This window comes from Streptomyces sp. NPDC001157, assembly GCF_053598255.1.
Window position 1 is genome coordinate 125461 of record NZ_JBSFJW010000016.1, and the last position, 25410, is coordinate 150870.

Genomic DNA, 25410 nt, shown 5'->3' on the forward strand with positions numbered 1-25410 from the left:
CTTGATTACCTCGATCGCACCCCGACTGAAACACAATGGTCACACTTCACGGCGTACCAGCATAGTGCGGAGAAATCTTGTGGTAGCTCTTCAAGTACTGCGAATTCAGGCGCAGCCAAGGGGGATGTGAACATGAGTTCTCGTCGCACGACGACCATCGCGGGATCGCTGGTCGCGGCATCTTTTTCGGCGGTGATGATCCTTTCCTTCACCGCCAGCGCGGACGACCAGGGACCCGGCAGCAGCAAGGGGGGAAAGGCCGTCGACGAGGCACCGGCAGGTGTGAAGCTGACCACGCTCCTGCCCTCCAGGATCTCGGTCGACAATGGCTCGCAAAAAACGGCGCTCACCGCCATGGTCAAGAACGAAGGGACCAAGGACAGCGGAAAGATCCAGCTTCTGGTCGTCGGTTTCGACGGCCTCACGGTCAAGAGCGTGCAAGGCTGCTCCCAGATTGACGGGAAGAGTCTTTCGGCCGGCTCGAACAGCGGTTTCTCCTGCCCGATCGACAATCTCGCGGCCGGCAAGTCGAAGTCGTTTGCCGTCGACGCCACTTACGACCTGCACAAGACCGGCAAGATCTGCCTGCCCGTACAGTCCGGTGACGGGAAGAAGACGTACTGGCAGCAGGGACCGGTTCCGTTCGGTACGACCAACCCGTCGCCGAACGCCCCGGCCACCCCGCTGCTCCTCGGCACCGACAACAAGCCGGTGGCGCCGGGCGGCGGCAAGGAGCTGCCCAAGACCGGTGTCGGACGCGATGTCCTGCCGCTGGGGGCGGCGGGCGCGTCGCTGATCGCCGCCGGCGCGGCGGGGCTGTGGTGGTCCTCCCGGCGGCCGACCCCGCAGCGACTGCGCGGCTGAGCGCCCTCGGGCACACCGGTCGCGACTTCGCCCGCATAACCTGACGGCAGTTGTCAGGTTATGCGGGCACGATGCCTTTCATGAACTCCGTCGACCACACCCCTGACCTGCTCGCTCTCCGTCCCGGCGATCCCGGCTACGACGAGGAACTCGCCGGTTTCCAGACCGGGTTCGCTCAGCGTCCGGCCGTCGTCTTCGCGGCCGCCTCCGCGGAGGACGTGATCGCCGCCGTACGGTACGCGGCCGACCACGCCCTGCCGATCGGCGTCCAGGCCACCGGGCACGGGCTGCCCGGCGCCTTCGAGGGTGGGGTGCTGGTGACGACGAAGCGGATGGACCGGGTGACACTCGACCCCGAAGCGCGCACCGTCCGCGTCCAGGCGGGCGTCCGCTGGGGGCAGGTCGTGGCGGCCGCCGAGCCGTACGGCCTGGCGCCGCTCAACGGCTCCGCCCCGAGCGTCGGCGCCGTGTCCTACACGCTGAGCGGCGGACTGGGCATCCTGGCAAGGGAGTTCGGGTACGCGGCCGACCATGTGCGCTCCCTGGACCTGGTCACGGCCGACGGCCGGCTCCGGCAGGTGACCCGGGAGTCCGACCCCGACCTGTACTGGGCCCTTCTCGGCGGCGGCCACAACTTCGGCATCGTCACGGAGCTGGAGATCGGCCTCGTCCCCGTGCGGACGCTCTACGGCGGTTCGCTCGCCTTCGACGGGCGCCAGGTCGATCCGGCGGCCCTGCTGCGGGCGTACGAGGAGTGGACGCGGACCGTGCCAGACGGGCTGACCTCGTCCTTCGCGGCCGTACCGTATCCGGACATCCCGGCGCTGCCGCCGCATCTGCGCGGCCGGTACGTCGTCTCCGTGCGCGTCGCGTACACCGGGGCCGACGGTGATCGGCTCGTCGCCCCGCTGCGGGAGGTGGGACCCGTGCTCGCCGACTCCCTGCGCGAGATGCCGTATGCCGAGAGCCGCACCATCCACAGCGACCCGGACTTCCCGCATGCGTACTACGGGGACAGTGCGGTGCTGAGCGAGCTGGACGTGGAGAGGGCCGGTGAGGTGCTCGCCGCCACCGGGCCGGATGCGGAGGGGCCGATGTGCGTCCTGCAGATCAACCACCTGGGCGGGGCGCTCGCCCGGCCCGCGCCGAACTCGGTGCCGTATCGCGAAGGGCGGTTCCTGGTACGGCTGCTGACGGTGGGCGACCGGGACGTGGCACGCGCCGTGCTGGATCCGGCGTTCGCGCTGCTCGCTCCGGTCACGATCGGGCGTGCGCTCAACTTCGCCTTCGGTGCCGGGGACCGGACGGACGGGCTGTACGACGCCGGAACGAGGAAGAGGCTCGCCGAACTGAAGTCGTCGTACGACCCGGCGAACCTCTTCCGCAGGAACTACAACCTCAGCCCTTGTTGACGAGCTTCCAGGCGGTGGGCATGACGCCCATCGCCAGGGCGGCCTTGAGGGCGTCGCCGATCAGGAACGGCGTGAGACCGGCCGCGATCGCGGCGGACGCGGACATGTCGGCGGCGTAGGCCAGGTACGGGACGCCGACGGCGTAGATGATCGCCTCGCCGAGCAGCATGGTGCCCGCCATGCGCAGTACGGAGCGGTCGGCGCCGCGGCGGGCCAGGGCGCCCACGACGGTGGACGCGAGGAGCATGCCGAGGATGTAGCCGAAGGAGACGGAGACACCGGAGCTGCCGCCCGCGAACCACGGCACACCGGCGAGTCCGGCCAGCGCGTACAGGACGAGCGAGGCCAGGCCGCGGCTCGCGCCGAGCACCGTGCCGACCAGCAGCGCGGCGAAGGTCTGGCCGGTGACCGGCACCGGGGAGCCCGGGACGGGGACGGAGATCTGGGCCGCGAGGCCGGTGAGCGCGGCGCCGCCGAGCACGAGTGCCACGTCCCGGACGCGGGACGCGGGGAGGAGGTCGGCGAGGACCTCGCGGGGGCGGGCGGTGGCGGCAGCGGTGCTCATGGGGACTCCGCGGGTGACGGGGACATGCTGGGACACGGTGACGCTATCCCAGCGGACTCGAGCCGATCACCGTCAGCGGTCGACAAAGGCTGGAACGCGGGCTTGGTGGGCTCCGAACAAACAGTGCTGGATACACGGGGTTTCACGTGATACCGGTCACTGGGGCAGGGAGGCCGTGCTCACCCAGCAGGGGCCGGACACATCTGTAGGGTCTCGCCAAACGAATCCTAGTGGTCTGGCCGGATTCACCTTTTCTGGCCTACCCTTCGAGCCATGGTTGCCCAGGCCCGGAACTTCACGTCGCGTCGCTATGTCGACCTGCGACGCCAGGGCGCTGCCACCTGTCGCCGTCCGGTGTGAGGCGGGCCGCGGCGCGCCTCGACCTCCGAGACGTGTCGGCCCCGTTCCCGAGGACGGTCTCCCATGCCCTCTGCCATGGCATCTCCCCCTGCGTCCCCCTCCGCTTCCACCCGCCGCCGTACCAGCGCGAGCGTCGTGCTGCGGTCCGTGCTGGAACACGGTCCGGTGGCCCGCAGCACCATCGCCCGGCTGACCGGTCTCTCGCCGGCGTCGGTGACGGACTACTGCGCCCGGTTCGCCGAACTGGGCCTGATCCGCGAGTCGGCCGTGCCCCGGCGCTCGAACGGGGTGGGCCGCCCGCACGTCCCCGTCGACCTGGACGACTCCCGGTTCGTGGTCGGCGGGGTGCATGTGGCGGTGCCGTACACCACGGTCGCGCTGCTCGATCTGCGCGGCCGGGTGGTGGCGCGGTACGAGCTGAAGCACGAGCGCACCGATCCCGGATGGGTGCTTGGCCGGGCCGCCGAGGGGCTCGGGGCGCTGCTGACCGACAACCCCCGTTGCAGAGCTCTCGGCGTGGGTGTGGCCGTCGGCGGCTGGGTGGACCGGGAGTCCGGGAGCGTCGTGGAGCACCCGCTGCTCGGCTGGCGGGAGGTGGCGGTGCGGGAGGTGCTCGGCGAGCGCACCGGGCTGCCGGTCCATGTGGACGGCCATGCGCGGGCGCTGGTCAACGCGGAGCGGCTGTTCGGGCGGGTGCGGGACAGCGGGAGCATGCTGCATCTGTTCGTCGGCAACGTCGTCGACGCGGCGTTCGCCACCCACGACGAGGTGCACCACGGGCCCCGCTCCCAGGCGGGCGCCATCGCGCATCTGCCGGTGCCCGGCGGCACGGAGCCCTGCGCCTGCGGGCGGACCGGCTGCCTGCAGGCCGAGTTGAGCGAGCGGACGCTGTGCCGGCGGGCGCGCGAGGCGGGCGTGACGGACGGGGTGAATCCCATGCATGTGGTCGCGGCGGCCGCCGCGGACGATCCCGAGGCCGTACGGCTGCTGGTGGAGCGGGCGGGTGCGATCGGGCGGGCGGCGCGGCTGCTCCTCGATGTGCTCAATCCGGAGACGGTGGTCGTGACGGAGGTCGGGATCATCCACCGGGAGGACTGCCTGAACGCCCTGCGCGCGGGCGTCGGCGACGAGCGTGCGGCTGCCGTCGTGCCGACGAGTTTCCCGGATTCGGTGCTCGCGGTGGCGGGCGGTTCAGTGGCCCTCGACGTGCTCTACCGGGATCCGCTGGCCGCCTGACCTGAGGCTATTTAATTCAGAAACTCGGAATGTTGACAGGAGCGGCACATGGCCAGGAACATCCTTTCCATGAGCCCGATCGTGAGCTGTCGCACCCTTTGTTGCTGACGCGTTGCCGCGTGTGAAGCGCTCATTTCCTGCTGCTTGAATTCCCTTTCCCCCGGCCGCCATCTGCCGCCCGGAATTCCGCATGCCTTCTTTCCCTCTCGACTCATGGAGTCCTGCCATGCCTTCCTTTCCCGTGCCGGGTGTCGACCGACGGCTCTTTCTCACTTCACTGCTCGGTGCCGCAGCCGGTGTCGCCGGTCTGACCGGCTGCGCGGGCGGGAGTGCATCCGCCGACAGCAAAGGCGTCTCGACCGCGCCGCTCGCCGACAAGGTCCCGGCCGGTACGAGCCTGAAGATCGCCTCGTATCAGAACACCGAGCAACTCCAGTTCAAGCTGGCCAAGTTGGGCGACCTGCCGTTCAAGGTGTCGAGCTGGTTGAACATCGGCGCCGGTCCGGATGTGATCAACGCTTTCCGCGCCAAATCCCTGGACGTCGCCAACAACGCGGGAATCCCGCCGATCCAGGCGCACTACCAGGGCTTCAACGCGAAGATCGTCGCGATCAACATCACCCGCAAGCCCAATTACCTCTTCGCGACCAAGCCCGGCAGCGACATCCGGTCGGTCGCCGACTTCAAGGGCAAGAAGCTCGCCTTCTCGCAGGGCCAGGCCCAAGGTGTCGTACTCCTACGGGCGTTGAAGAAGGCGGGACTCAAGTACGACGAGGTCGACCTCGTCCCGCTGACCAGCAACCAGTTCCTGACCGCCCTGCAGTCCGGGCAGGTGGACATCGCGCCGCTCGCCAACCAGCAGGCGCCCGCCTATCTCGGGCAGTACAAGGCCAAGGGCGCCCACGCCATCACCACGGACGTCGTCGACCTCCTCAACCTGCTGTGGGCGCCGACCTCCGTGCTCAACGACTCCGCGAAGGCCGCCGCGGTCGCCGCGTACATCCCGTACTGGGCCAAGGGCCAGGTCTGGACGTACGAGAACCCCGACGCCTGGAACGAGGAGTTCTACGTCAAGACGCAGAACCTGACCCTCGCGCAGGCCCGGGGCATCAGCAGGCTCGCCAACAAGCCGCTGTTCCCGCCGAGTTGGGGCGAGGCGATCAAGTGGGAGCAGGAGACCGCCGATCTGCTGGCGGAGGGCGGCTTCGTGAAGAAGTTCGACGTCTCCTCGCTCTTCGACCACCGCTTCGAGTCCATCGCCGCCAAGGCCGTGCCGGCGGAGTACCGGAGGTGACCGCCGTGACCACCACCACGCCCACCGCGCTGCCGGCGCCGGCTCAGGAACGGAGCCATCTCGTACGGCGCCGGCGCCGCGGCCTCTCCCCCGGCAGGCGTCTGCCCGCCTCCCGGCTGATCGGCCCCGCCCTTGTCCTCGCCGTGTGGGCCGCCGCCTCGGCCGCCGGACAGCTCGACCCCGGCGCGATCCCGGCGCCCTGGACGGTGCTGCGGACCGCCGGTCGCCTGTGGAGCGCCGGGACGCTGCCGACGGACATCCTGACCTCCCTCGAACGGGCCGCGTACGGCTTCACGATCGGTCTCGTGGCCGGTGTCGTCCTGGCGCTGGCAGCCGGCCTCAGCCGGGTCGGCGAGGCGCTGATCGACGGGACGGTGAACCTCAACCGGGCGATCCCGACCCTCGGCCTGATCCCACTGTTCATCCTCTGGCTGGGCATCGGCGAGACGTTCAAGATCGCGATCATCGCGATCGTCGTCTACGTCCCGATCTATCTGAACACGCACTCCGCGCTGTCCGGCATCGACAGCCGCTACGTCGAACTCGCCGAGGTGCAGGGGCTGTCCCGCTTCCGGTTCATCCGCCAGATCGTCATCCCCGGCGCCCTGCCCGGATTCTTCGTGGGACTCCGGCTCGGGGTGACCGGCTCCTGGCTTGGCTTGGTGGTCCTGGAGCAGATCAACGCCACCAGCGGACTCGGCTACATGATGTTCCAGGCCCAGAACTACGGCCAGTCCGACGTCATCCTCGTGGGCCTGCTCGTCTACGGGATCTTCGGCCTGGTCTCCGACAGCGCTGTCCGTCTCATCGAACGGAGGGTGCTGTCATGGCGCCGCACACTGAGCAGCTGACCCGGCCCGCCGTCCAGCTCCGGGGCCTGACCAGGTCGTTCGAGGGGCGGACCGTTCTCGACGGCATCGACCTCGACATCCCGGCGGGACAGTTCACGGCCCTGCTCGGCCACAGCGGCTCCGGAAAGAGCACCCTGCTGCGGGCGATCGCGGGCCTGGACCACAAGGTCGTCGGCAGCGGGCAGCTCACGGCCCCGGAGCAGGTGTCCGTGGTCTTCCAGGACTCCCGGCTGCTGCCCTGGCGGCGGGTCCTGGACAACGTACTCCTCGGGCTCGACGGCAAGGACGCCGAGCGGAAGGGGCGGGAGGCGCTCGCCGAGGTGGGGCTCCAGGGGCGCGAGCGGGCCTGGCCGAACGAGCTGTCCGGTGGCGAGGCGCAGCGCGCCGCGCTGGCGCGGTCGCTGGTCCGCGAGCCCGAACTGCTGCTGGCCGATGAGCCGTTCGGGGCGTTGGACGCACTGACGCGCATCAAGATGCACGCCTTGCTGCGGGAGCTGTGGAAGCGGCATCAGCCGTCCGTGCTGCTCGTCACCCATGACGTGGACGAGGCGATCGTGCTTGCTGATCGGGTGCTTGTGCTGGACTCCGGGCGGATCTCGCTCGATCTGGGCATCGAGCGGGATGCGCGTGCGCGCGGCGAGTACCGGGAGCGGTTGCTTGCGGCGCTGGGCGTCACCGAGGGGGTGGGGTGACCGTCTGGGGGCTGCCACCCAAGGCCCCCGCTGTCCGCCCTTAAGGGGCCTCGTCCGCAAACGCCGGACGGGCTGAATTTGCGCACCCGGCGCTCAAAGAAGCCGAACGCGCTGAAGAACCGTAAAGGACCCCCTATGCCCCGCCAGCTTCACCTCAACGCCTTCCTCATGAACACCGGCCACCACGAAGCCTCCTGGCGGCTTCCCGAGAGCGATCCGTATGCGCACGTCGAGCTGGACCACTATGTGCGGCTCGCCCGGATCGCCGAGCGCGGCACCTTCGACTCCCTCTTCCTCGCCGACGGGCCGCAGCTGTGGGGGAATCTCGCCCAGCGTCCCGCGGGCGCGCTGGAGCCGCTCACCCTGCTGACCGCGCTGGCGACGGCCACCGAGCACATCGGGCTGATCGCCACCGCCTCCACCTCGTACAACTCCCCCTACAACCTGGCCCGCAAGTTCGCCTCCCTGGACATCATCAGCGGCGGGCGGGCCGGCTGGAACATCGTCACCACGGCGGGTGCCGAGGCCGCGCGCAACTTCGGCCTGGAGCACGAGCCCGCCCACGCCGACCGGTACGCCCGCGCCGCCGAGTTCCTCGACGTCGCGCTGAAGCTCTGGGACAGCTGGGAGGACGACGCGATCGTCGGCGACAAGGCGGCCGGCGTCTGGGGCGACGACGCGAAGATCCATCCGCCCCGGCACAAGGGGACGTACTTCAGCGTCGAGGGTGCGCTCAATGTGCCCCGGTCGCCGCAGGGTTACCCGCTGCTCGTGCAGGCGGGGTCGAGCGAGGACGGGAAGGCGTTCGCGGCGCGCTACGCGGAGGCGGTGTTCACCGCCCAGCAGACCCTGGCCGACGCGCAGGCCTTCTATGCCGACCTCAAGTCCCGTACCGCGGCGGTCGGCCGGGATCCCGGGCACGTCAAGGTGCTGCCCGGGATCGTGCCCGTCATCGGGTCCACGGAGGCCGAGGCGCGGGCGAACGAGCAGGTCCTGGAGGACCACATCGTGTACACGCACGGCGTGGACCGCCTGGAGAGTCTCCTCCAACTCCCCGGGGGAACATTGGAGTTGGACTCCCAACTGCCGTCCGATCTGCCGCCCGAGGACGCCATCGAGGGTGCCAAGAGCCGCTACACGCTCATCGTCGAACTCGCCCGGCGCGAGCGCCTCACCGTCCGGCAGCTGATCGGCCGGCTCGGCGGCGGACGCGGCCACCTCACCTTCGCCGGTACGCCCGAGCAGGTCGCCGACGCGATCGAGACGTGGTTCACGCAGGGCGCCGCCGACGGCTTCAACATCATGCCCGCCGTGCTGCCCTCCGGTCTGGAGACCTTCGTCGAGCAGGTCGTCCCGATCCTCCGTGCCCGAGGTCTGCTGCGGACGGAGTACGGCCCCCGCCGGACCCTCCGGGAGCGCTACGGCCTCCCCCGCCCCGCCAACCAGTACTCCACTCAGGAACCCGCTCTCGTCTGAAAGGACCGTCCACCGATGTCCTCCATCGAAATCCAGAAGGTCACCGCCCATATCGGCGCCCGTGTCTCCGGCGTCGACATCGCCAAGCCGCTCGACGAGGAGACGACCGCCGCGCTCCGCGAGGCACTCAACGTCCACAAGGCGCTCGTCTTCGACGACGTGAATCTCGACGACGCGGGCCAGCAGGCCTTCGTCCGCCACTTCGGTGACATCACCACCGCCCACCCGACGGTCTCCTCCGTGGACGGCGTCCCGAACGTCCTGCCCGTCGACAGCGAGCGCGGCCGCGCCGCCAACCACTGGCACACGGATGTCACCTTCGTCCTGAACCCGCCGCAGGCCAGCACCCTGCGCTCGATCACGATCCCGCCGTACGGCGGCGAGACCCTGATCGCCAGCTCGGCGGCCGCCTACCGTCAACTCCCCGATTCACTCCGCCAGTTGGCGGACACGCTGTGGGCGGAGCACACCAACGACTACGACTACGCCGTACCGGAGGAGGAGCTCGACGAGCAGCAGGCCGCCCAGCGTGCCCAGTTCACGTCGATCAAGTACCGCACGGTCCACCCGGTGGTCCGCGTGCACCCGCTGACCGGTGAGCGCGGGCTGTTCATCGGCGGGTTCGCGCAGCGCATCGTGGGCCTGTCGCCGGGCGAGTCGCGCAAGATCCTCGACCTGCTGCAGGCGTATGTCACCCGGCCGGAGAACATACTGCGCCACCGCTGGTCGCAGAACCAGCTGGTGCTGTTCGACAACCGCATCACGCAGCACTACGCGGTCGACAACTACGACGGTCTGCCGCGCCGCCTGCACCGGGTGACCGTCGCCGGTGACATCCCGGTCGGCATCGAGGGCAAGGAGAGCTACTCGATCGAGGGCGACGCCTCGCACTACACATCCGTAGCCGCATAGTCACAGCACGTACCGGGCTTGTCCGGATAGTGGGCGGCCTCTCCTGCTGAGCGGAGAGGCCGCCCAGACTGTGGGCGTTTTTGCCCATCTCATGGACTGGACGAGCCGCGCCCATGCCCAGCAGCACCACCGAGGTCGAGTCGCCGCCGCAGGCGGACGCCGACGCCACCCTGTCCCACGGCCTGAAGCAGCGCCATCTGTCGATGATCGCCCTCGGCGGGGTCATCGGCGCCGGGCTGTTCGTCGGGTCCGGCGCGGGTATCGCCGCCGCCGGACCCTCCATCGTCGTCGCCTACACCCTCTCCGGTCTCCTCGTGATGCTGGTGATGCGGATGCTCGGCGAGATGTCGGCCGCGTATCCGTCGTCGGGTTCGTTCTCGGCGCACGCGGAACGGGCGATCGGACCGTGGGCGGGCTTCACCGCGGGCTGGTCCTTCTGGGTGCTGCTCTGCACGGCGGTCGGCCTGGAGGGCATCGGCGCCGCGAAGATCGTGACGGGCTGGCTGCCGCACACGCCCGAGTGGGGGTGGGTGGCCCTGTTCATGGTCGTGTTCTGCGTCGCGAACCTGGCCGCCGTGAAGAACTTCGGCGAGTTCGAGTTCTGGTTCGCAGCCCTGAAGGTCGGCGCGATCAGCCTGTTCCTGGTGCTGGGTGTACTCGCCATCGCGGGCCTGCTCCCCGGCACGGACGCACCGGGCACGGCGAACCTCACCGAGTTCCTGCCGAACGGCAGCGAGGGCCTGATCGTCGGCGTGCTCGCCTCGATCTTCGCGTACGGCGGTCTGGAGACCGTCACCATCGCGGCGGCCGAGTCCCAGGACCCGGTGCGGGGCGTGGCGAGCGCCGTCCGCACGGCGATGTGGCGCATCGCGCTCTTCTACATCGGCTCGATGGCGGTCATCGTGACCCTCGTCCCCTGGGACTCCAAGGAGGTCGTCGAGAAGGGCCCGTACGTCGCCGCGCTCGACCACCTGGGCATCCCGGGCGCCGGGCAGGTCATGAACGTGGTCGTCCTGGTCGCTCTGCTCTCCGCCATGAACGCCAACATCTACGGCTCCTCGCGCATCGCCTACTCCCTGGTCGAGCGCGGCCAGGGCCCGAAGGTGCTGGGTCGGCTGTCGGGCGGCGTCCCGCGGACCGCCGTCCTCGCCTCGTCCGTCTTCGGCTTCGTCTGTGTCGTCCTCAGCTACTGGCGTCCGGACGACGTCTTCCCGTGGCTGCTGAACATGATCGGAGCGGTGATCCTGGTCGTCTGGATCTTCATCGCGGTCAGCCAGTTGCGGCTACGGACTCGGCTGAACCGGGAGGCGCCCGAGAAGCTGGTGGTACGGATGTGGGCGTTCCCGTGGCTGACCTGGGTGGCACTGGCGGGCATGGCCGCGATCTTCGTACTGATGGCCCGGGAGCCCGACACCCGGGTGCAGCTCTACTACTCCGGCGGGATGACGGCCGTCCTGGCGGCGGTGGGGTACGCCTGGCAGCGGGCCAGGCGCTGACGACAGCCGCCCCGCGCAGAAGCCCCCGTGTACGCACGGGGGCTTTTTGTTGCTAGCTTGTAGTTGCAAGTAACTTGCAATAAGAGTTCTGGAGGGGGACCCCATGCCCGTCTACACGCTTCCCGACCTGCCGTACGACTACTCCGCACTCGCACCCGTGATCAGCCCCGAGATCATCGAGCTGCATCACGACAAGCACCACGCCGCGTATGTGAAGGGCGCCAACGACACGCTGGAGCAGCTCGCGGAGGCACGGGACAAGGAGTCTTGGGCGGCGGTCAACGGGCTGGAGAAGAACCTGGCGTTCCATCTGTCCGGGCACATCCTGCACTCGATCTACTGGAACAACATGACGGGTGACGGCGGCGGTGAGCCGCTGGCGGCGGACGGCGTGGGCGAGCTCGCGGAGGCGATCGCCGAGTCCTTCGGGTCGTTCGCCGGTTTCCGGGCACAGCTGTCGAAGGCCGCCGCCACCACCCAGGGCTCGGGCTGGGGCGTCCTCGCATACGAGCCGCTGAGCGGCCGGCTGATCGTCGAGCAGGTCTACGACCATCAGGGCAATGTCGGGCAGGGCTCGGTGCCGATCCTCGTCTTCGACGCCTGGGAGCACGCCTTCTACCTGCAGTACAGGAACCAGAAGGTGGACTTCGTCGAGGCGATGTGGCAGGTCGTCAACTGGCAGGACGTAGCGCGCCGTCACGAGGTGGCGAAGTCCCGTGCGGATGTATTGCTGTTGACGCCCTGACGCAGACATCGAAGCGTCCTGCTCGTGATCGTCTTCTCACCTTTCACGTAGCGGGCGGATGAAGAGGAAGGCCCTCGCGAGGACGTGACCCGCGAGGGCCTTCCTTGTGGCCGGAAAGGCCACTTGACGCCAGTCGCCCAGGGCCTGTGGCCAGCCGTTTTCGTCACCGTTCCGCAACAGGCATGAACCGCCCCGGCGGGTGCCCCGTAGAGCCGGGTGTGAGCGGCCGAGCGGCCGCGGCGATCCGGAACGAGAGAAGGAACCCACATGGCCGGCGGCAACATCCAGATCAGCCCGGACGAGATGCGGGAGGCGTCGACGTGGCTGCAGCACCAGAAGGAACTGATGCAGCAGAGCCTGCACGAGGCCAACACCAAGATGGACGAGATGGTCGAGGCGGCTTACGCGACGCCGGGCTCCGAGAGCAAGTTCCGTCCGTTCTGGGAGGAGTACAAGAACGGCACCGAGAAGGCCATTGAGGGCCTTCAGGGCGTCAGCGAGTTCATCAAGCAGGTCGCCGACGCGTTCGTCGACACCGACGACCAGACGTCCGGCGCCATCGGCTGACTTCTCGGCCACGGCCGGGTTCCGTGGCGCTGCGGTGCCACGGAACCCGGCCGGTGCGGGGAGAGAAAGGGGCGTCATGTCGCGCATTCAGATACCGGTGGACGAACTCGCCGACACCATGGCCGCGTTGCAGGACATCCGCGAACGGATCGACAGGACAGCGAAGTTGAGCAATGTCGGTTCGGACGACGATGTGGGCGACCACGGTCTGATCTCGGCCGTCAACGGCTTCGACGACGCATGGTCGGCCGGCCACGAACGGGTCCAGGAGAACGTGGACACGTTCAAGGAGGCCGCGCAGGGCATCGTCGACAACTTCACCGACACGGACAACGAAGCTGCAAAGGCGTTGGATGAACCTGCTTGAGGCACAGGACGGGGGCGGGCGGCCGCGGCTGCTGCCCTCTGATGAGCGGCCGTCGGGCGCTCCGGCGCGCTACACGCTGAAATACCCGTCCAGTTGGTCGCACCTCGACCTCGACCCGAACACCCGGGATGTGGCGATCCGGCGCCGGATCGAGGAGCAGGCGAAGGGTGTGGAGGTCGAGCGCGAGCGGGTGGACGCCCTGATCCGGGAGATCCGCAAGAGCGCGCGCGAAGCCTATGCCCAGGGCGCCCTGCAGGTCGGCTACCTGCTCGGGTTCCTCCCGGACGGCAGCACGCTGAACGCCACGGCGATGGTGCTGCGGACCCGGATCCCCGAGGGCGAGCCGACCGATCTGCCGCAGATGATGCTCGCCGCGGGCGTGCAGAACAGCCGGACCTCGGTCGGGCGGGGTTCCGACCTGAACCGCGTGGAGATCATGGAGCTGCCCGAGGTGGGCAGCGTCGGGCGGATGACCTCGCTGGAGGACTTCGACTACTTCGGGCAGGCCACCGTACGCACCGCCGTGCACCAGGTGGTGATCCCCGTGCCGTCGAGCCGGGACCTGATGATCCTCGTCGGTACGACGCCCAACATCAGCCTGGCGGAGAAGTTCTTCGAGGTGTTCGACGCCGTCGCCGGGACCTTCCGGTTCCACGACTCCGAGGACCCTGCCGAGGACGCCGTCGTCGGCGCCGAGAACGGGAAGTGAGGGCGGGACATGGCACGGCCACCGCTGGCCGACTGGGAATCGGTGTTCGGCTTCTCGTCGGACCCGACACCCGGCGATCCCGAGGTTCTCGAACGCCTCGCCTCCGAGTACCGGTCCATCTCCAACGACGCCCTGTCCGCCCACTCCGTCGTCGCCCGGCTCGACTCCGACGAACTGGGCGAGGGCAAGTCCATGGAGGCACTGCGGACACAACTCAAGGAACTGCCCACCCAGGTCGGCAAGCTCCAGTCGTCCTACGAGGCGGCCGCCGACGCGATCGCGAAGTACGCCATCGGCCTCCGGGAGACCCAGGACCAGGCGGACCGGGCGCTGGAAAGGGGCCGCGAGGCGAAACAACGGCTGGACTCGGCCATCGCGGTGGCGTCCGCGGCGAGCGCCCATGTGAAGAGCCTCGACAGCGCCGAGCCCCCGCCCCCCGACGACGAGGCGGCCAAGAGCAACGCCCGGCGTGCCATGGCTGACGCGAAGGACGCGGAATCCTCGGCCGCGCAGTCCGTCGAGTCGGCTCAGGCGGAGCTGGAGGCGGCCCGGCTGCTGGCCCTCGACGCGCAGGAACTGCGCACGTCCGACGCGGGTGTGGCCAAGCGCGAACTGGAGGAGGCCGAGGGCGAGGCGGTCAAGGGGAAGAGCTTCTGGGACAAGATCGGGGACATCCTGAACCAGGTCTTCTCCATCATCGGAACCGTTCTCGGTGTCGTCGCCATGTTCGTCGCCGGTCCCGTCGGTGTCGCTCTCGCCGCGGGCGCTCTCCTCTTCGGAGCCGCTTCGCTGGGCCTCACCATCGCGAAGGGGGCCGATACCGGGCACTGGGACATCGTGGGCATCGTCCTGGGCGTGGTGGGGCTCGCCACGGGCGGGATCGCCGTCCTCGCCAGCAAGGGCATCGGCGCCCTGGGGAAGGTCGGCCTGGGGCAGTGGATCAAGAACCTCTTCAAGAAGTGGTATCCGACGGAGATCTTCGCAACGGCACCGCAGATCGAGCTCGACCTCCTCGGAGGGGGAGCCAGTGTCATCGTCCCGGCCACCGTCGTGGTCGGTGCCCGGCCGGCGCTGTCGACGCTGGACGGCATCCTGAACGGGCTGGGGCTCATCACCAGCATCGCCGGCCTCATCTACGGGCCCCTCGAGTTCACCGGGCACGCGCCGGGCGGGGGTGTGGACGCGTGAGGCCGCTCGCCGGGCGCTGATCCGACCGGGGACACGAGACATCCGAGGGCTCCCGCCGGCGCAAGCGGCGGGAGCCCTCGGTCCGGGTGGACGACCGGTCAGTCCCCGGCCGCCGGGAGTACCGTCTCCGGGACCTGGACGGTGCGCAGCACGCCGTCGCCCAGGTGCAGGATCGCCCGGCCCGGGCGGGTCGCACCCAGGCGGCTGCGGGGCACCTTGACGCCGATGAGTTCGCCGTCGCTCATGTTCTGCGGCTTCAGCAGCAGTCCGCACCGGTGGCGGCGGGCCTCGGTGTGCCAGCCGGAGAACCCGGAGGAGAGCCGGTCGGTCTGCCCGGCGATCACCAGGCCCCGGCGCATCTCGGTACCGGACTTGGCGATCCGGGTGAGGACGGCCTCGGCCTTCGTCTTCAGCAGCAGGTCGCCGTCGTCCAGGAGCACCACGGCCCCCCGGCGCGAGGACGCCAGCGCCTCCTCCAGCGCGATGGGGTCGATGTCGGACTCGTCGAACACCGCGAGGACCCCGGGCCGTCCGGCGAGGCGGCGCAACGGCGACCTGGCGGGCGCGCCGACGACGACGGGCGTCCCGACCGACAGCAGCGAGAGTGCCAGCGTCGCCAGGACGGTGCTGCGGCCCGAGCGGGCGGGGCCGGCGACGAGGAAGGTCGGCGTGAGGCCGAAGTCCGGTCCGTACGCGGTGAGTTCGTCGCCGCCGACACCGGCCAGGGCCCAGCGCGCGGACGTCAGCGGCTGCGGCACGTACCGGACGGCCTCCTCCCAGGTGAGCCGGTCCGGCAGGGTGTCGACGCGGAACGGCCGGGTGGCGGCCGGCAGGTGGGACGCATGCCGACGGCACTGCTCGGCGATCTTCTGGAGCGCCACGGCCTGCGCCTGGCCCCCCGGGTCGTCCGTGAGGAGTGCGATCTGCACCTCGGCCTTGTCGGCGGCGCGGAAGGCGCGGCCCGGCGGGATCTCGTCGGGCACGTTCCGCTGGGTGATCCCGATCATGCCGTACTCGGACTTCTCGTTCAGCTTCAGTACGAGCTTGTCCTCGGTGGTGCCGTTGACCCGGCTGGAGAACAGCGCCCGGTCGCCGGTCACGACCAGGTGGATGCCGACGCTCCCGCCGTCCCGGAGCAGGGTCAGCACGGCGCTCAGCAGGTTCCCGGCGTCGTACTCGCCGAGCTGCTTGTCGAAGACCTCCCAGCGGTCGATGAAGAGCACGATGTGCGGCGGCCGTTCGTCCTGCGGCAGGCTGCGGCGCAGCTCTGGCAGGTCGGCACTGCCGTGGGCGGCGAGCAGCTCCTGGCGCCGGGCGAGCTCCGCCGTCAGCCGGGCGAGCAGCCGGGCCACCCGGTCGGGCTGGGTGCGCTGGGTGACGGCGCCGCAGTGCGGCAGCCCCTCCATCGCCAGCAGCGCGCCGTTGCCGCAGTCGATGCCGTACATGTGCAGCCGGTCCGGGGCGTGGGCGTGGGCCAGGGTGCCGGCGATCGTGCGCAGCGTCTGCGACCTGCCCTGCCGGGGTGAGCCGATGATGTGCAGGTGGCCGAGCGTCGCGGGGTCGATCACCAGGGGGAGCCGGGCCTGTTGGGCGGGCAGGTCCACCACGCCGTACGCGACGGGCGCGAGGTCGTAGTCCGAGGGCGGGGCCGGGGGCAGGTCGCCGGTGACCAGCTGCTCGGGCAGGGGCGGCAGCCAGGGGCTGTGCTGCTCGGGGATGCCCAGCTCCCGGTCCGCCTCGCGGATCGCCGTGACGAGTGCCGCGAGGTCGGTCTCCACTTCGGCGGGGGCGGCCGCGGCGCGGGGCCGCGGCGGGAGCGGTTCGCCGAGCCGCTCCCAGCCGACCACCACCGCCCAGGGGGCGGGCAGCGAGCTCGCCGTGCCGCCGGGCCGACGGCCGCCGACCCGTCCGGACTGGAAGGGCACGAGGGAGTTCTGGCTCAGGCGCACATAGGCGCGGCCGGGTGTGCTCTGCGAGATCGACGCGGCCTCGGGCGAGTTGAGGACGTCCTGGCTCTCGCCGGCGTCCGTCACCCGCAGCGCGATGCGCAGGTTGGTGTTGGCGCGGATCTCCGAGGAGACAACGCCACTGGGGCGCTGCGTCGCCAGGATCAGATGGATGCCGAGGCTGCGGCCCCGCTGCGCGATGTTGACCAGGCCCTTCACGAAGTCCGGCAGGTCGCGCACCATCGAGGCGAACTCGTCGATGACGATGAGCAGCCGGGGCATCGGTGTGCGGCCGGCCGGGTCGCGCTCCAGCAGCTCGACGTAGTCCTCGATGTCCTTGGCACCGGCCTCGGCGAGGACGTGCTCGCGCCGGGTGAGTTCCGCCGTGAGAGACACCAGGGCCCGCTCGACCAGGTGGGCGTCGAGGTCGGTGACCATGCCGACGGTGTGCGGCAGGTCCACACAGTCCTTGAACGCCGAGCCGCCCTTGTAGTCGACGAGGACGAACGTCATCGCGTCCGGACGGTTCGCCACCGCGAGCGAGGCGACCAGCGTCTGCAGGAGTTCGGACTTGCCGGATCCGGTGGTACCGGCGACCAGCGCGTGCGGACCGTCGCGCCGCAGGTCCAGGAAGAACGGGCCGTCCAGGGAGACGCCCACGGCCGCCCGGGTCGAGCGGCCCCCCGCCGCCCAGCGCGCCTTGACACCGGCGGCCCGCGGCGGATCGAGGGCGAGCACGTCGAGCAGCCGCGCGGCACCGGGGAGCACCGCGGCCTCCTCGTCGTCCCCGCCCGGGTCCCGCAGCGGGCCCATCGCCCGGGCCAGCGAACGGCACCAGTCCAGGGACACCCCGTCGGGCCGGATCCCGCCGACGGTGCCCTTGCCCGAGCGTCCGAGCCGCACGGTGCCGCCGGGTTCCTCGACGACGACGGCGTGGCACTCCTCGGGCAGCAGCCGCTCCTCGGCGTCCAGGCAGATCGCGCGAACGCCGACGGACGGTCCGTCGCGCAGGATCTGCGCCACGCCCGGCAGCGAACGCAGCCTGCGGGCCCCGTCGAGGACGACGAGCACATCGGGTCCGCCGGGCCGACCGCGGCGGTCCTCCCCGCCGGCGCGCTCGGCGATCAGCGCGGCCAGTTCGGCGACCCGCCGGGCGCAGCTCTCCGTGCCGTAGCCGATGCTCGCCGGGATGTCGCCGGACTTCTTGCGCACGTGCGGCAGCCAGCGCAGCCAGGACCAGGCGTCCCGGCCCGGGCCGCCGGTCGTCAGCAGGTGGATCTGGAGGTCACGGGGGCTGTGCAGGACGGCGGCCTGGGCGACCGCCCACCGTGCCACGGCCCGCGCGGCCGGGCCCTCGCCGGCGATTCCCAGCACGTCGTGCTCGCGCAGCGCAACGGTCACCGGGACGTCGTACGCGGTCCACGGGTCCTGGCGGCGGTGTTCGTCCTTGGTCGGATCCTGGAGCACCACGTCGGAGGGCAGGTCGGCGGTCCCGATGCGCAGTTCCAGGAAGTCGGCGTCCGTGGTGCGGCGTTCCCACAGGCGGCGCCGGGGGCCGACGGCGGTCAGGACGACCTCGGCCGGGTCCGGGAAACCGCGGCGCCGGGCGGTGCGTTCGGCCGCCAGGGCCTGCTTCGCGTCGTCCTCGATGCGTGCCTTCTTCTCCTTGTAGGCGGCGACCGCATCCGCGTGGGACTGGCGTCCGCTGCGCCGGTTCACCAGGTAGTTGCCGAGGATCGCGACCGGGGAGAGCAGCCCGAACAGCAGCATCGACATACGGCCGAAGACCAGCGCGCCCGCCCCCGCCATCACCAGCGGCGCGGCCGCGGTGATCCACGGCATCGGGCGGGCCGCGGGCGTCGCGGGCGGGGAGGGCAGGGCGAAGCGGGTGGCGGTCGCCGGCGGCCGCAGCCGCGGCGGTCTGTTGTAGTCCTGGCCCGTGCCGTCCTCCGACGGCTGCAGGGCCGCGTCCGGCCGCCCGGGCAGGGCGAGTTCGAGCAGGCTGCCGCCGACGAGGAGCTGTTCGCCGACCGCCCAGGCGGTGGGCTCGGTGAGGTCCTCACGGTCCAGTTGCAGGGGGCCGCCGTCCGCGGACTCGTCGGGTGCCACCCGGCAGCGCCCGCCGGGGCTCACCGTCAGGACGGCGAACGGACGGTCCGGTACGGTGCCCAGGACCTGGACGGTCCCGTCGTGCGCCAGCCCGATCCGGTACTCGCCGATGCCGAGCCTGCGCACCGCGCCCGCCCCGGTCCCGCCGACCGCACGGACCTCCACCAGCCCGTCCGGTTCGGCCGACGAGGTGCCCGCCGGGCGGCCCAGGCCGACGACGGCCGCATGGTGCAGCGGCGCGTCCCGCAGCGTCAGTTCCGCCGGCAGCAGCCGGTCGCCGGCGTACAGGCCGAGGCCCTCCGGAGGCCGGTGGACGCCGCCCGCCTCGGCCAGCGCCGCCGCGACGGCGCTCAGGGGCGTGTCGGGGTCGGCGTCGAGGTGGACGTCGAACGCGTCACCGTCCCCCTCCACCACGGTCAACATCAACGACACGGAACGTCCTCCAGCCTGCGTGAACGGGGGCCGCGGGAGTGGGGCCAGTCGGCTCCCGGGCCACTGATATGGCCTACGGGGCCGGTCCGCGGATGGTTCACAAACGCGTGGTGAACCATCCGCGGACCGGCGCCGTAGTGGCCTTTGGGTGCACGGTGCCGCGACTTGGCCGCGTCGCCGCCCCGCCTGTGACCGTCCCGGCTCCGTCGCCGGGGCGTCCCGACAAGGAGTCAGAAGATGATCTGGTACGTCCTGGCCGTGGTGCTGGGGCTGGCGCTGATCGGGGCGGTGACCGCGCTGGTCGTCACCGAGTTGCGGGCCCGCACGCCGAAGCCCGTTGGCGCCTCGGCCGCCGTCGTGGGACGGCAGGCGCTGGACGTGGTCGACGCCGGGCTGCGCCGGCTGGCGGCCGAGTGCCTGCGCTCCGGCCGGTCGCTTCCGGACCTGTATGCCGTCGTCTACTCCGGGGAGCGGCTCGGAGTGCTGCTGGCCGGTGCGGAGGAGACCGCCCCCGCGCCCTGGACCGCCGAGGCGGACGGCGAGCGCTGGACGATCTCGCCCGACGACCTGCACCGCCGCGGTCCGGAGGGCGAGGCGGCCCTGCCGTACGCGCTGACCGTGACCGTGGGACTGGACGGGCCCGAGCGGGTGCTGGTCGACCTCTCCCGGGCGACGGGGCCGATCTCCGTGACGGGCCCGGACGAAGAGGTGCGCAGCCTGGTGCGGGCCCTCGTCGTCGAGACGCTCTCCGGCCCGGTGGGAGCCCTCGCCGAGGTCACCCTGGTGGGAACCCTGGCCGACGACGGGCTCGTGGCCGGCGACGCGCGGCGCAGCTCGCGTCTGCACACCGCGGCCACCCTGGGGGAGGCGTTCGCCAAGGGGGCCCCGGGTTGGCAGGAGTCCGACGGGGCCGAGGTCACCCAGGTCTCCTGGGTGATCGAGGGCAGCAGCCGGACCGCCGTCGAGGACGAGGCGCCGCGCCTGTTCGTCGTGGACGCCTCGCAGCTCCCGCAGCGGGAAGGGGCGTTGAGCCCCCTGCGGCGCGGGGACGCGCTGCTGGTGGTCGGCGAGGCACCCGCGGGATGGCGCTGGCGGGCCGGTGCCGACGGCTCGCTCGACACCGGACCGCTCGGCCTGCGGATCACCCGGCATGTGGGGCGTTTCGCATGAGTCTCAGCAGGCCTCGCGGTCCAGGCCGTCCCTGTCCGGGCCGTCCATGTTGAGCCCGCGGCGGTGCAGTGCCTCGCGCAGGGCGCGAGCCGCATAGTGCGTCCGCGACTTGACCGTGCCCGGCGGAACGCCGAGGATCTCGGCCGTCTGGTTGACGCTGCGTCCCAGGTAGTGCACGTGCAGCAGGATCTCGCGCTGCGCCGGCCGCAGGTCCCGCAACGCCTCGGCGAGCACCAGGGAGGTGAGGACGTGGTCCACCTCGTCGGAGACCGGCAGGTGGACGAGTTCGGGGTCGCCGACCTCCGGCGGCCGGGCCTGGCGTGCCCGGTGGGCGTCGATGACGATATTGCGCAGGACGGTGAACAGCCACGGTCGTGCCGCGTCCGTGGTCGGGTCGATCTCCTCGGCGTGCCGCCAGGCGCGTATCGCCACCTCCTGGAGGAAGTCCTCGGCGCGGTGCCAGTCGCCCTCCAGCCGCCGCGCGGCGAACTGCAGCAACGCGGTGCTGTGGAAGTGGTAGAGGGCTCTGAGGAAGTCATCGGGGCGGGATTCCGCCGTGGTGGGGCGGGGTCTGCGGTCTTCGCTCGAAGTGATGGTCGGCAAAGGCCTGTTCCTCTCCGGTCGTCTGTGGGGAAGACGTGTCGGCCGGCCGGCGGTGGATCCGCCCCGGTGCAGACGTCAGCCCGGCTCGCGAGAGGACAGCGACCGGACCTGGCGGGATGTCAGTTCCCGCTGGTAGATGTGCACGTCGGCGATGTCGCCCTTCCAGTAGTCGGCCGGCTTCCCGTTGAACCGGGCGCGACCGATCACCACCTCACCGGTGGGCTCCACGCTGTCGGTGGCCACCCTGCTCCCCACCGGCCGACCGTCGACGTAGAGCCGCATCAGGTGGTCCTCCTGGCGGTAGGTGCCCGTGAGGTGGTACCAGCGGCCGGCCTCCGGCTTCCCGACCGCCTCGGCGAGGGCGCGGGCGCCGGAGAAGCTGAACGCGAAGCTGTGGTCCGACCCGGAGTACTGGAGGAAGAACGCGCTGGCCTTGTCGCCGTCCTGGGACACGGCGGTGTGGAAGCCGTCCAGGTCGTCAGGGGTGAGCCGCACCCGTGCGGCGACCGAGTAGTCCCTGCCCCGGGTGTCGAGCCGGGAGCCGGTCTCGGCGTATCCACTGGTGCCGTCCAGCCGCAGGGCTCCCCCCGTGGGACCGTCGGTCCACTGCGTGCCGCCGTGCATCACGGCATCGTGCTGCCCCGCCTTCGCGGTGCCGGACCCGTGCAGGGGCCACCACCCGGCGCCGCGCAACGCCGCGGTGCCGACGCCCGGACCGGAAGCGGCGGGCTTCGCCGCGGCCTGCTGCTGTCCTGATCCCTTGCCGCGCACCAGATGCGCGACGACAAAGGACTGCGCGACGGCCAGCACGGCGATCGCGGCGATGAGCGACCATCTGCGCTTCATGAGTCTCCCGAGACGTGGGCGTACACGTATCACTCTAGATCACGTGTACGACCGGAAACTCCCGCCCAGTGTCCCTCAGTTGGACTCGCGCCATGTTCGGCAGGCCTTCGGGTCCGGCCCGTTGCGGGGGCGAATCCCGATGAAGCGATCAGGCTCCTTGCCGTCTATGTGCACGGCACGTTCAGCGAGAGCAGTGCGGCTGACCCCTGCGCCATACGAATTTCGGACACCGCAGCGTTCCGCAGCCTCGGGAAGACCCGGCGGTACTCGCTCAGCGGAATGGACAGCAGGTGGCACAGCACCAGCCGCAGCAGTGTGTTGTGGGCGACCACCAGAACGCATTCGCCGTCATGTGCGGCGGCGATGCGGCGCAGGGCCGCGGCGCCCCTTTCCGCCGCGGCCCTCGGGTCCTCCGCACCGGGGAAGGGGTGGGCCACCGGGTCGGCGCGGAAGGCCTCCGCCGCCTTCGGGTGCTCGGCCGCGAAGTCGGCGAGTGTGCGGCCCTCCACCACCCCGAAGTCGCATTCCCGCAGGTCGGGTTCGCGGTGCGGGGTAAGGCCGAGGACGCGGCAGGCGGGGTCGGCGGTGATGACCGCTCGGGACACCGGGGACGTCCAGATCGCGTCGACGGGGTGGGCGGCGGCCCAGCGGCCGAGCGCCTCGGCCTGGGCTCGGCCCCTGTCGGTGAGCGCGATGTCGCTCACGCCCGCGTAACGGTTCTCGGCGTGCCAGACGGTCTGCCCGTGACGGGCCAGCAGGAGGGTCGTGGTCATGAGCCCGCAGTATCCCGGCCGAGGCGCTCGTGCGCGTGTGCCGCCACGGAAGGCGCCAGCCGGCCACGGGCGCCGAATCGCCGACCAAACTGGTCACGACCCAGCGGCCGAGAGCCTCCATCCGGGCGCGCCCGGATTTCACGGCGGACCGTCGAGGGGGGCGCGGTCATGCGCCCGCAGCATCCCGGCCGAGGCGCTCGTGCGCGTGTGCCGCCACGGGGGGCGGCAGCCAACCCCGGGCCGCCAGTTCGTCGACCAGGCGGGCGTACGGTTCGGCGAACAGGGCCGTGCGGTCGGGGCGGGGTTCGAGGACGGTGTGGATGCGGACCATGCGGTCGGCGACGTCCGTCAGGGGGCCCGCGCCCGTTCCGTGGGCGGCCAGGGCGGCCATGCCGAGGGCCGGTTCGGTCTGCTCCGGTACGCGGGCGGGGCGGCCGAGGATGTCGGCACGGAGCCGGTTCCAGTACGGGCTGCGGGCGCCGCCGCCGGTGAAGGTGAGCGGGCCGTCCATCGGGGCGCCCAGGTGGTGCAGGTAGTCCAGGCAGAGCCGCTCGGTGAAGGCGACGCCCTGCAGCAGCGCCGCCCACAGGTCGGCCTCCCCGTCGGGTTCGCCCAGGACCAGGGCGGAGGCCTGGGGTGCCAGGAACGGGAACCGCTCGCCGGGCGAGACGAGCGGGTACGCCACCGCGCCGGAGGGTTCGTAAGCGGCCGCCCGTTCGTCCATGACCCCCGGGTCCGCGCCCGCGAAGGCGGCGGTCAGCACCCCCGCCCCCACGCTGGACGCCCCGCCGGGCAGCCAGCTCCCGTCCGGTGCACGGTGGTTGTAGACCACTCCGGTCGGGTCGCGGACGGGCTCTGCGGAGGCGCCCTTGAGGACGAGCGTCGTGCCGAGCACCGAGTTCCAGGACCCCGGCCGCAGCGCCCCGGACGCGATCTGCGCCGCGCAGCCGTCGGTCATCCCGGCGATCACCGGAGTGCCGGCGGGGATGCCGGTGGCCTCCGCGGCGGCCGGGCAGACCTCGCCGAGCGGGGTGCCGGGCCGTACGACGTCGGGCAGTACGGGCGCACCGGGGATGTCCGGCCAGGCGTCGCCCTCCACGTCGTAGGCCGTCTTGAGGGCGTGGCTGGAGTCGGTGGGGACGGGACCGCCGACGAGCCGGGCGGTGACGAGGTCCGGCTGGTGGGTGATGCGACCCTGCCCGTGGGTGCGCAGGAGCCACAGTGCCTTCGGCAGCCCCCAGGTGTTCTGCACCGTGAGCCCAGCCGCCCGTAGCCGCTCCGCCTCGGCCCAGGCCCGCCCGTCGTCGTACATCAGCGCCTGACTCACCGGCCGCCCCGCCAGATCCGTCAGCAGCACGGTCCCGGACGTCCCGCACACCGCGAGCCCGCCGATACGGGCAGCCGGGTCCTCGAGGTCCTTGAGGGCGCCCCGGCACGCCGTGCACACCGCCGTCCACCACTCCCCCGGGTCCTGCTCGTGCCGCACCCCGTCACGCATCCCCGCCAAGGGAGCCGAACCGGCGCCGAGGACCGTGCCGTCGGCGGCGGCGAGCAGCACACGGACGCTCTGCGTGCCCAGGTCGATGCCCAGCCAGGCCTCGCCCTCATACCCCATCCGGACCTCCCACGGATCGCGACCCGGGATGTGAACTTCTCACTCTGCCCTGAGATTTTCCGGTGCGCGAGGGATTGACGGGCATCTTCCGCTGTTACACCCTCGGTTGGCGAGTCGACTCGACGTGTCACCCCGCACAGCACACCGGGCAGCACGTACCAGCCCTTTTCCGCTCGCCGGTCGCGCCGCGCGCCGACACGACCGGGCCGCGGCCCGACGATCCGGTACGGCTGAGGTTCCGGCCTGAGAACCTGCTGCTGTTCGAGGCCGACGGGCCCCAGGGTCCAGGACGACTGATCGGGACGCGATGAGCAGCAACAGCAACAGCGGTGGCAGCGCACACCAGCAGGGGCCGGCGGCCCGGCAGGCCGCCATGGCCGAACTGGTCCTGGCCGACGGTTCGGCGACCGCGGCCGAGCTCGCCGAGCGGTTCGGGGTGAGCCTGATGACCATCCACCGGGACCTCGACGAGCTCGAACGGCAGGGCCTGGTGAGGAAGTTCAGGGGCGGGGTGACCGCCCAGCCGTCCGGTGTGTTCGAGTCGAACGTGCAGTACCGGCTCAAGACCATGCGGGCGGAGAAGGCCGCCGTCGCCGAGCAGGCGCTGAGGTCGATAGAGCCCGGCATGGCGATCATGCTGGACGACTCCACCTCCGCCCTGGAGATAGCCCGCAGGCTGCGGCTGGGTGAGATCACCCCGCTGACGGTCGTCACCAACTTCCTGGAGGCGATCAACCTCCTCGCCGACCAGCGGGACATCCATCTGATGGCCCTAGGCGGCGACTACGACCCGCTGCACTCGTCCTTCCTCGGGGTGTCCTGCGTGGAGGCGGTGCAGTCGCTCCGGGTGGACGTGTGCTTCGCGTCGACATCCGCCGTGCACGGGGGTCACGCCTACCACCAGGAGCAGCACATCGTGTCCGTGAAGCGGGCGATGCTCGACTCGGCCGCCCGCAACGTCCTGCTCATCGACCACACCAAGCTCGACCGGACCGCCCTGCACCGGGTCGTCCCGCTCTCCCGCTTCGACCTGCTCCTCGTGGACGACGGGGCGTCGGCTCAGGCGCTGCGCGACCTGGACGAGCACAAGGTCACCTATCAGGTCTGCGCGACGAAGGGCAGCGATGACCGAGCCGGAGCCACATGATCCGCGCCTGCGGGTGCGGCCTTCGAGACAGGAGA

22 protein-coding genes are annotated in these 25410 nt (G+C 71.1%); 16 read left to right on the forward strand and 6 right to left on the reverse strand.

What is annotated here, in order from left to right:
• Window positions 1–132 precede the first annotated feature (132 nt).
• Window positions 133–864, forward strand: coding sequence for an LPXTG cell wall anchor domain-containing protein (locus ACWDAG_RS26345; protein WP_450698024.1), 732 nt, complete (start codon window positions 133–135; stop codon window positions 862–864).
• An 80-nt stretch (window positions 865–944) separates the two neighbouring features.
• Complete coding sequence (locus ACWDAG_RS26350; RefSeq protein WP_450698025.1) at window positions 945–2276, forward strand: FAD-binding oxidoreductase; 1332 nt, start codon at window positions 945–947, stop codon at window positions 2274–2276.
• Here ACWDAG_RS26350 and ACWDAG_RS26355 read toward each other — a convergent pair.
• Complete coding sequence (locus ACWDAG_RS26355; RefSeq protein ID WP_450698026.1) at window positions 2263–2841, reverse strand: biotin transporter BioY; 579 nt, start codon at window positions 2839–2841, stop codon at window positions 2263–2265. The genes ACWDAG_RS26350 and ACWDAG_RS26355 overlap by 14 nt on opposite strands.
• A gap of 423 nt (window positions 2842–3264) precedes the next feature.
• On the opposite strand from ACWDAG_RS26355, the gene ACWDAG_RS26360 reads away from it, so the two are divergent.
• From ACWDAG_RS26360 to ACWDAG_RS26415, 12 genes are all read left to right on the forward strand, one after another.
• Window positions 3265–4437 carry an ROK family protein gene (locus ACWDAG_RS26360; RefSeq protein WP_450698027.1) on the forward strand — a complete coding sequence of 391 codons (1173 nt, stop codon included), beginning with the start codon at window positions 3265–3267 and terminating at the stop codon, window positions 4435–4437.
• 226 nt (window positions 4438–4663) lie between these two features.
• Complete coding sequence (locus tag ACWDAG_RS26365; protein ID WP_450698028.1) at window positions 4664–5731, forward strand: ABC transporter substrate-binding protein; 1068 nt, start codon at window positions 4664–4666, stop codon at window positions 5729–5731.
• The gene (locus tag ACWDAG_RS26370) at window positions 5728–6582 is read left to right on the forward strand and encodes an ABC transporter permease (protein ID WP_450698029.1); all 855 of its coding nucleotides are present in this window, start codon (window positions 5728–5730) and stop codon (window positions 6580–6582) included. The genes ACWDAG_RS26365 and ACWDAG_RS26370 overlap by 4 nt, the downstream gene beginning before the upstream one ends.
• The gene (locus ACWDAG_RS26375) at window positions 6558–7274 is read left to right on the forward strand and encodes an ABC transporter ATP-binding protein (RefSeq protein ID WP_450698030.1); all 717 of its coding nucleotides are present in this window, start codon (window positions 6558–6560) and stop codon (window positions 7272–7274) included. The genes ACWDAG_RS26370 and ACWDAG_RS26375 overlap by 25 nt, the downstream gene beginning before the upstream one ends.
• 135 nt (window positions 7275–7409) lie before the next feature.
• The gene (locus ACWDAG_RS26380; protein ID WP_450698031.1) at window positions 7410–8750 is read left to right on the forward strand and encodes an LLM class flavin-dependent oxidoreductase; all 1341 of its coding nucleotides are present in this window, start codon (window positions 7410–7412) and stop codon (window positions 8748–8750) included.
• Window positions 8751–8765: 15 nt separating this feature from the next.
• Entirely contained in the window at window positions 8766–9662 is an 897-nt protein-coding gene (locus tag ACWDAG_RS26385; protein ID WP_450698032.1) for a TauD/TfdA dioxygenase family protein, read from the forward strand.
• Window positions 9663–9775: 113 nt separating this feature from the next.
• A complete protein-coding gene (locus ACWDAG_RS26390) occupies window positions 9776–11158 on the forward strand; it encodes an amino acid permease (RefSeq protein WP_450698033.1) in 1383 nt (460 codons plus the stop codon).
• A 103-nt stretch (window positions 11159–11261) separates the two neighbouring features.
• A complete protein-coding gene (locus ACWDAG_RS26395) occupies window positions 11262–11903 on the forward strand; it encodes a superoxide dismutase (protein WP_450698034.1) in 642 nt (213 codons plus the stop codon).
• A 267-nt stretch (window positions 11904–12170) separates the two neighbouring features.
• Window positions 12171–12470 carry a WXG100 family type VII secretion target gene (locus ACWDAG_RS26400; protein WP_450698035.1) on the forward strand — a complete coding sequence of 100 codons (300 nt, stop codon included), beginning with the start codon at window positions 12171–12173 and terminating at the stop codon, window positions 12468–12470.
• A 97-nt stretch (window positions 12471–12567) separates the two neighbouring features.
• Window positions 12568–12837 (forward strand): hypothetical protein, encoded by a 270-nt coding sequence (locus tag ACWDAG_RS26405; protein ID WP_450698036.1) that lies wholly within the window; start codon window positions 12568–12570, stop codon window positions 12835–12837.
• Window positions 12824–13546: a hypothetical protein gene (locus ACWDAG_RS26410; protein WP_450698037.1), complete on the forward strand. Its 723-nt coding sequence runs from the start codon at window positions 12824–12826 to the stop codon at window positions 13544–13546. The genes ACWDAG_RS26405 and ACWDAG_RS26410 overlap by 14 nt, the downstream gene beginning before the upstream one ends.
• Before the next feature lie 9 nt (window positions 13547–13555).
• Window positions 13556–14734, forward strand: a complete 1179-nt coding sequence (locus ACWDAG_RS26415; RefSeq protein ID WP_450698038.1) for a putative T7SS-secreted protein — start codon at window positions 13556–13558, stop codon at window positions 14732–14734.
• Window positions 14735–14832: 98 nt separating this feature from the next.
• Here the strand turns inward: ACWDAG_RS26415 and ACWDAG_RS26420 are convergent, their stop codons facing one another.
• Complete coding sequence (locus ACWDAG_RS26420) at window positions 14833–19212, reverse strand: FtsK/SpoIIIE domain-containing protein (protein ID WP_450698082.1); 4380 nt, start codon at window positions 19210–19212, stop codon at window positions 14833–14835.
• Window positions 19213–19458: 246 nt separating this feature from the next.
• Between ACWDAG_RS26420 and ACWDAG_RS26425 the strand changes: the two genes are divergently transcribed.
• Window positions 19459–20391 (forward strand): hypothetical protein, encoded by a 933-nt coding sequence (locus ACWDAG_RS26425; protein ID WP_450698039.1) that lies wholly within the window; start codon window positions 19459–19461, stop codon window positions 20389–20391.
• A gap of 3 nt (window positions 20392–20394) precedes the next feature.
• Here the strand turns inward: ACWDAG_RS26425 and ACWDAG_RS26430 are convergent, their stop codons facing one another.
• From ACWDAG_RS26430 to ACWDAG_RS26445, 4 genes are all read right to left on the reverse strand, one after another.
• Window positions 20395–20994, reverse strand: coding sequence for a sigma-70 family RNA polymerase sigma factor (locus tag ACWDAG_RS26430; protein ID WP_450698040.1), 600 nt, complete (start codon window positions 20992–20994; stop codon window positions 20395–20397).
• A gap of 75 nt (window positions 20995–21069) precedes the next feature.
• Window positions 21070–21840 (reverse strand): LamG domain-containing protein, encoded by a 771-nt coding sequence (locus ACWDAG_RS26435; protein ID WP_450698041.1) that lies wholly within the window; start codon window positions 21838–21840, stop codon window positions 21070–21072.
• Between the two features lie 164 nt (window positions 21841–22004).
• Window positions 22005–22613, reverse strand: a complete 609-nt coding sequence (locus tag ACWDAG_RS26440; RefSeq protein WP_450698042.1) for a histidine phosphatase family protein — start codon at window positions 22611–22613, stop codon at window positions 22005–22007.
• A 166-nt stretch (window positions 22614–22779) separates the two neighbouring features.
• Window positions 22780–24228, reverse strand: a complete 1449-nt coding sequence (locus ACWDAG_RS26445; protein ID WP_450698043.1) for an FGGY-family carbohydrate kinase — start codon at window positions 24226–24228, stop codon at window positions 22780–22782.
• Window positions 24229–24535: 307 nt separating this feature from the next.
• Here ACWDAG_RS26445 and ACWDAG_RS26450 point away from each other — a divergent pair, with 307 nt between their 5' ends.
• Window positions 24536–25375 carry a DeoR/GlpR family DNA-binding transcription regulator gene (locus ACWDAG_RS26450; RefSeq protein WP_450698044.1) on the forward strand — a complete coding sequence of 280 codons (840 nt, stop codon included), beginning with the start codon at window positions 24536–24538 and terminating at the stop codon, window positions 25373–25375.
• Window positions 25376–25410 lie beyond the last annotated feature (35 nt).

Coding starts and splice junctions, on each gene's coding strand:
- ACWDAG_RS26380 (WP_450698031.1), top strand. CDS start 7,410: ATGCCCCGCCAGCTTCACCTCAACGCCTTCCTCATGAACACCGGCCAC.
- ACWDAG_RS26385 (WP_450698032.1), top strand. CDS start 8,766: ATGTCCTCCATCGAAATCCAGAAGGTCACCGCCCATATCGGCGCCCGT.
- ACWDAG_RS26350 (WP_450698025.1), top strand. CDS start 945: ATGAACTCCGTCGACCACACCCCTGACCTGCTCGCTCTCCGTCCCGGC.
- ACWDAG_RS26440 (WP_450698042.1), bottom strand. CDS start 22,613: ATGACCACGACCCTCCTGCTGGCCCGTCACGGGCAGACCGTCTGGCAC.
- ACWDAG_RS26400 (WP_450698035.1), top strand. CDS start 12,171: ATGGCCGGCGGCAACATCCAGATCAGCCCGGACGAGATGCGGGAGGCG.
- ACWDAG_RS26420 (WP_450698082.1), bottom strand. CDS start 19,212: ATGTTGACCGTGGTGGAGGGGGACGGTGACGCGTTCGACGTCCACCTC.
- ACWDAG_RS26415 (WP_450698038.1), top strand. CDS start 13,556: ATGGCACGGCCACCGCTGGCCGACTGGGAATCGGTGTTCGGCTTCTCG.
- ACWDAG_RS26425 (WP_450698039.1), top strand. CDS start 19,459: ATGATCTGGTACGTCCTGGCCGTGGTGCTGGGGCTGGCGCTGATCGGG.
- ACWDAG_RS26450 (WP_450698044.1), top strand. CDS start 24,536: ATGAGCAGCAACAGCAACAGCGGTGGCAGCGCACACCAGCAGGGGCCG.
- ACWDAG_RS26395 (WP_450698034.1), top strand. CDS start 11,262: ATGCCCGTCTACACGCTTCCCGACCTGCCGTACGACTACTCCGCACTC.
- ACWDAG_RS26445 (WP_450698043.1), bottom strand. CDS start 24,228: ATGGGGTATGAGGGCGAGGCCTGGCTGGGCATCGACCTGGGCACGCAG.
- ACWDAG_RS26365 (WP_450698028.1), top strand. CDS start 4,664: ATGCCTTCCTTTCCCGTGCCGGGTGTCGACCGACGGCTCTTTCTCACT.
- ACWDAG_RS26435 (WP_450698041.1), bottom strand. CDS start 21,840: ATGAAGCGCAGATGGTCGCTCATCGCCGCGATCGCCGTGCTGGCCGTC.
- ACWDAG_RS26360 (WP_450698027.1), top strand. CDS start 3,265: ATGCCCTCTGCCATGGCATCTCCCCCTGCGTCCCCCTCCGCTTCCACC.
- ACWDAG_RS26375 (WP_450698030.1), top strand. CDS start 6,558: ATGGCGCCGCACACTGAGCAGCTGACCCGGCCCGCCGTCCAGCTCCGG.
- ACWDAG_RS26355 (WP_450698026.1), bottom strand. CDS start 2,841: ATGAGCACCGCTGCCGCCACCGCCCGCCCCCGCGAGGTCCTCGCCGAC.
- ACWDAG_RS26390 (WP_450698033.1), top strand. CDS start 9,776: ATGCCCAGCAGCACCACCGAGGTCGAGTCGCCGCCGCAGGCGGACGCC.
- ACWDAG_RS26410 (WP_450698037.1), top strand. CDS start 12,824: ATGAACCTGCTTGAGGCACAGGACGGGGGCGGGCGGCCGCGGCTGCTG.
- ACWDAG_RS26345 (WP_450698024.1), top strand. CDS start 133: ATGAGTTCTCGTCGCACGACGACCATCGCGGGATCGCTGGTCGCGGCA.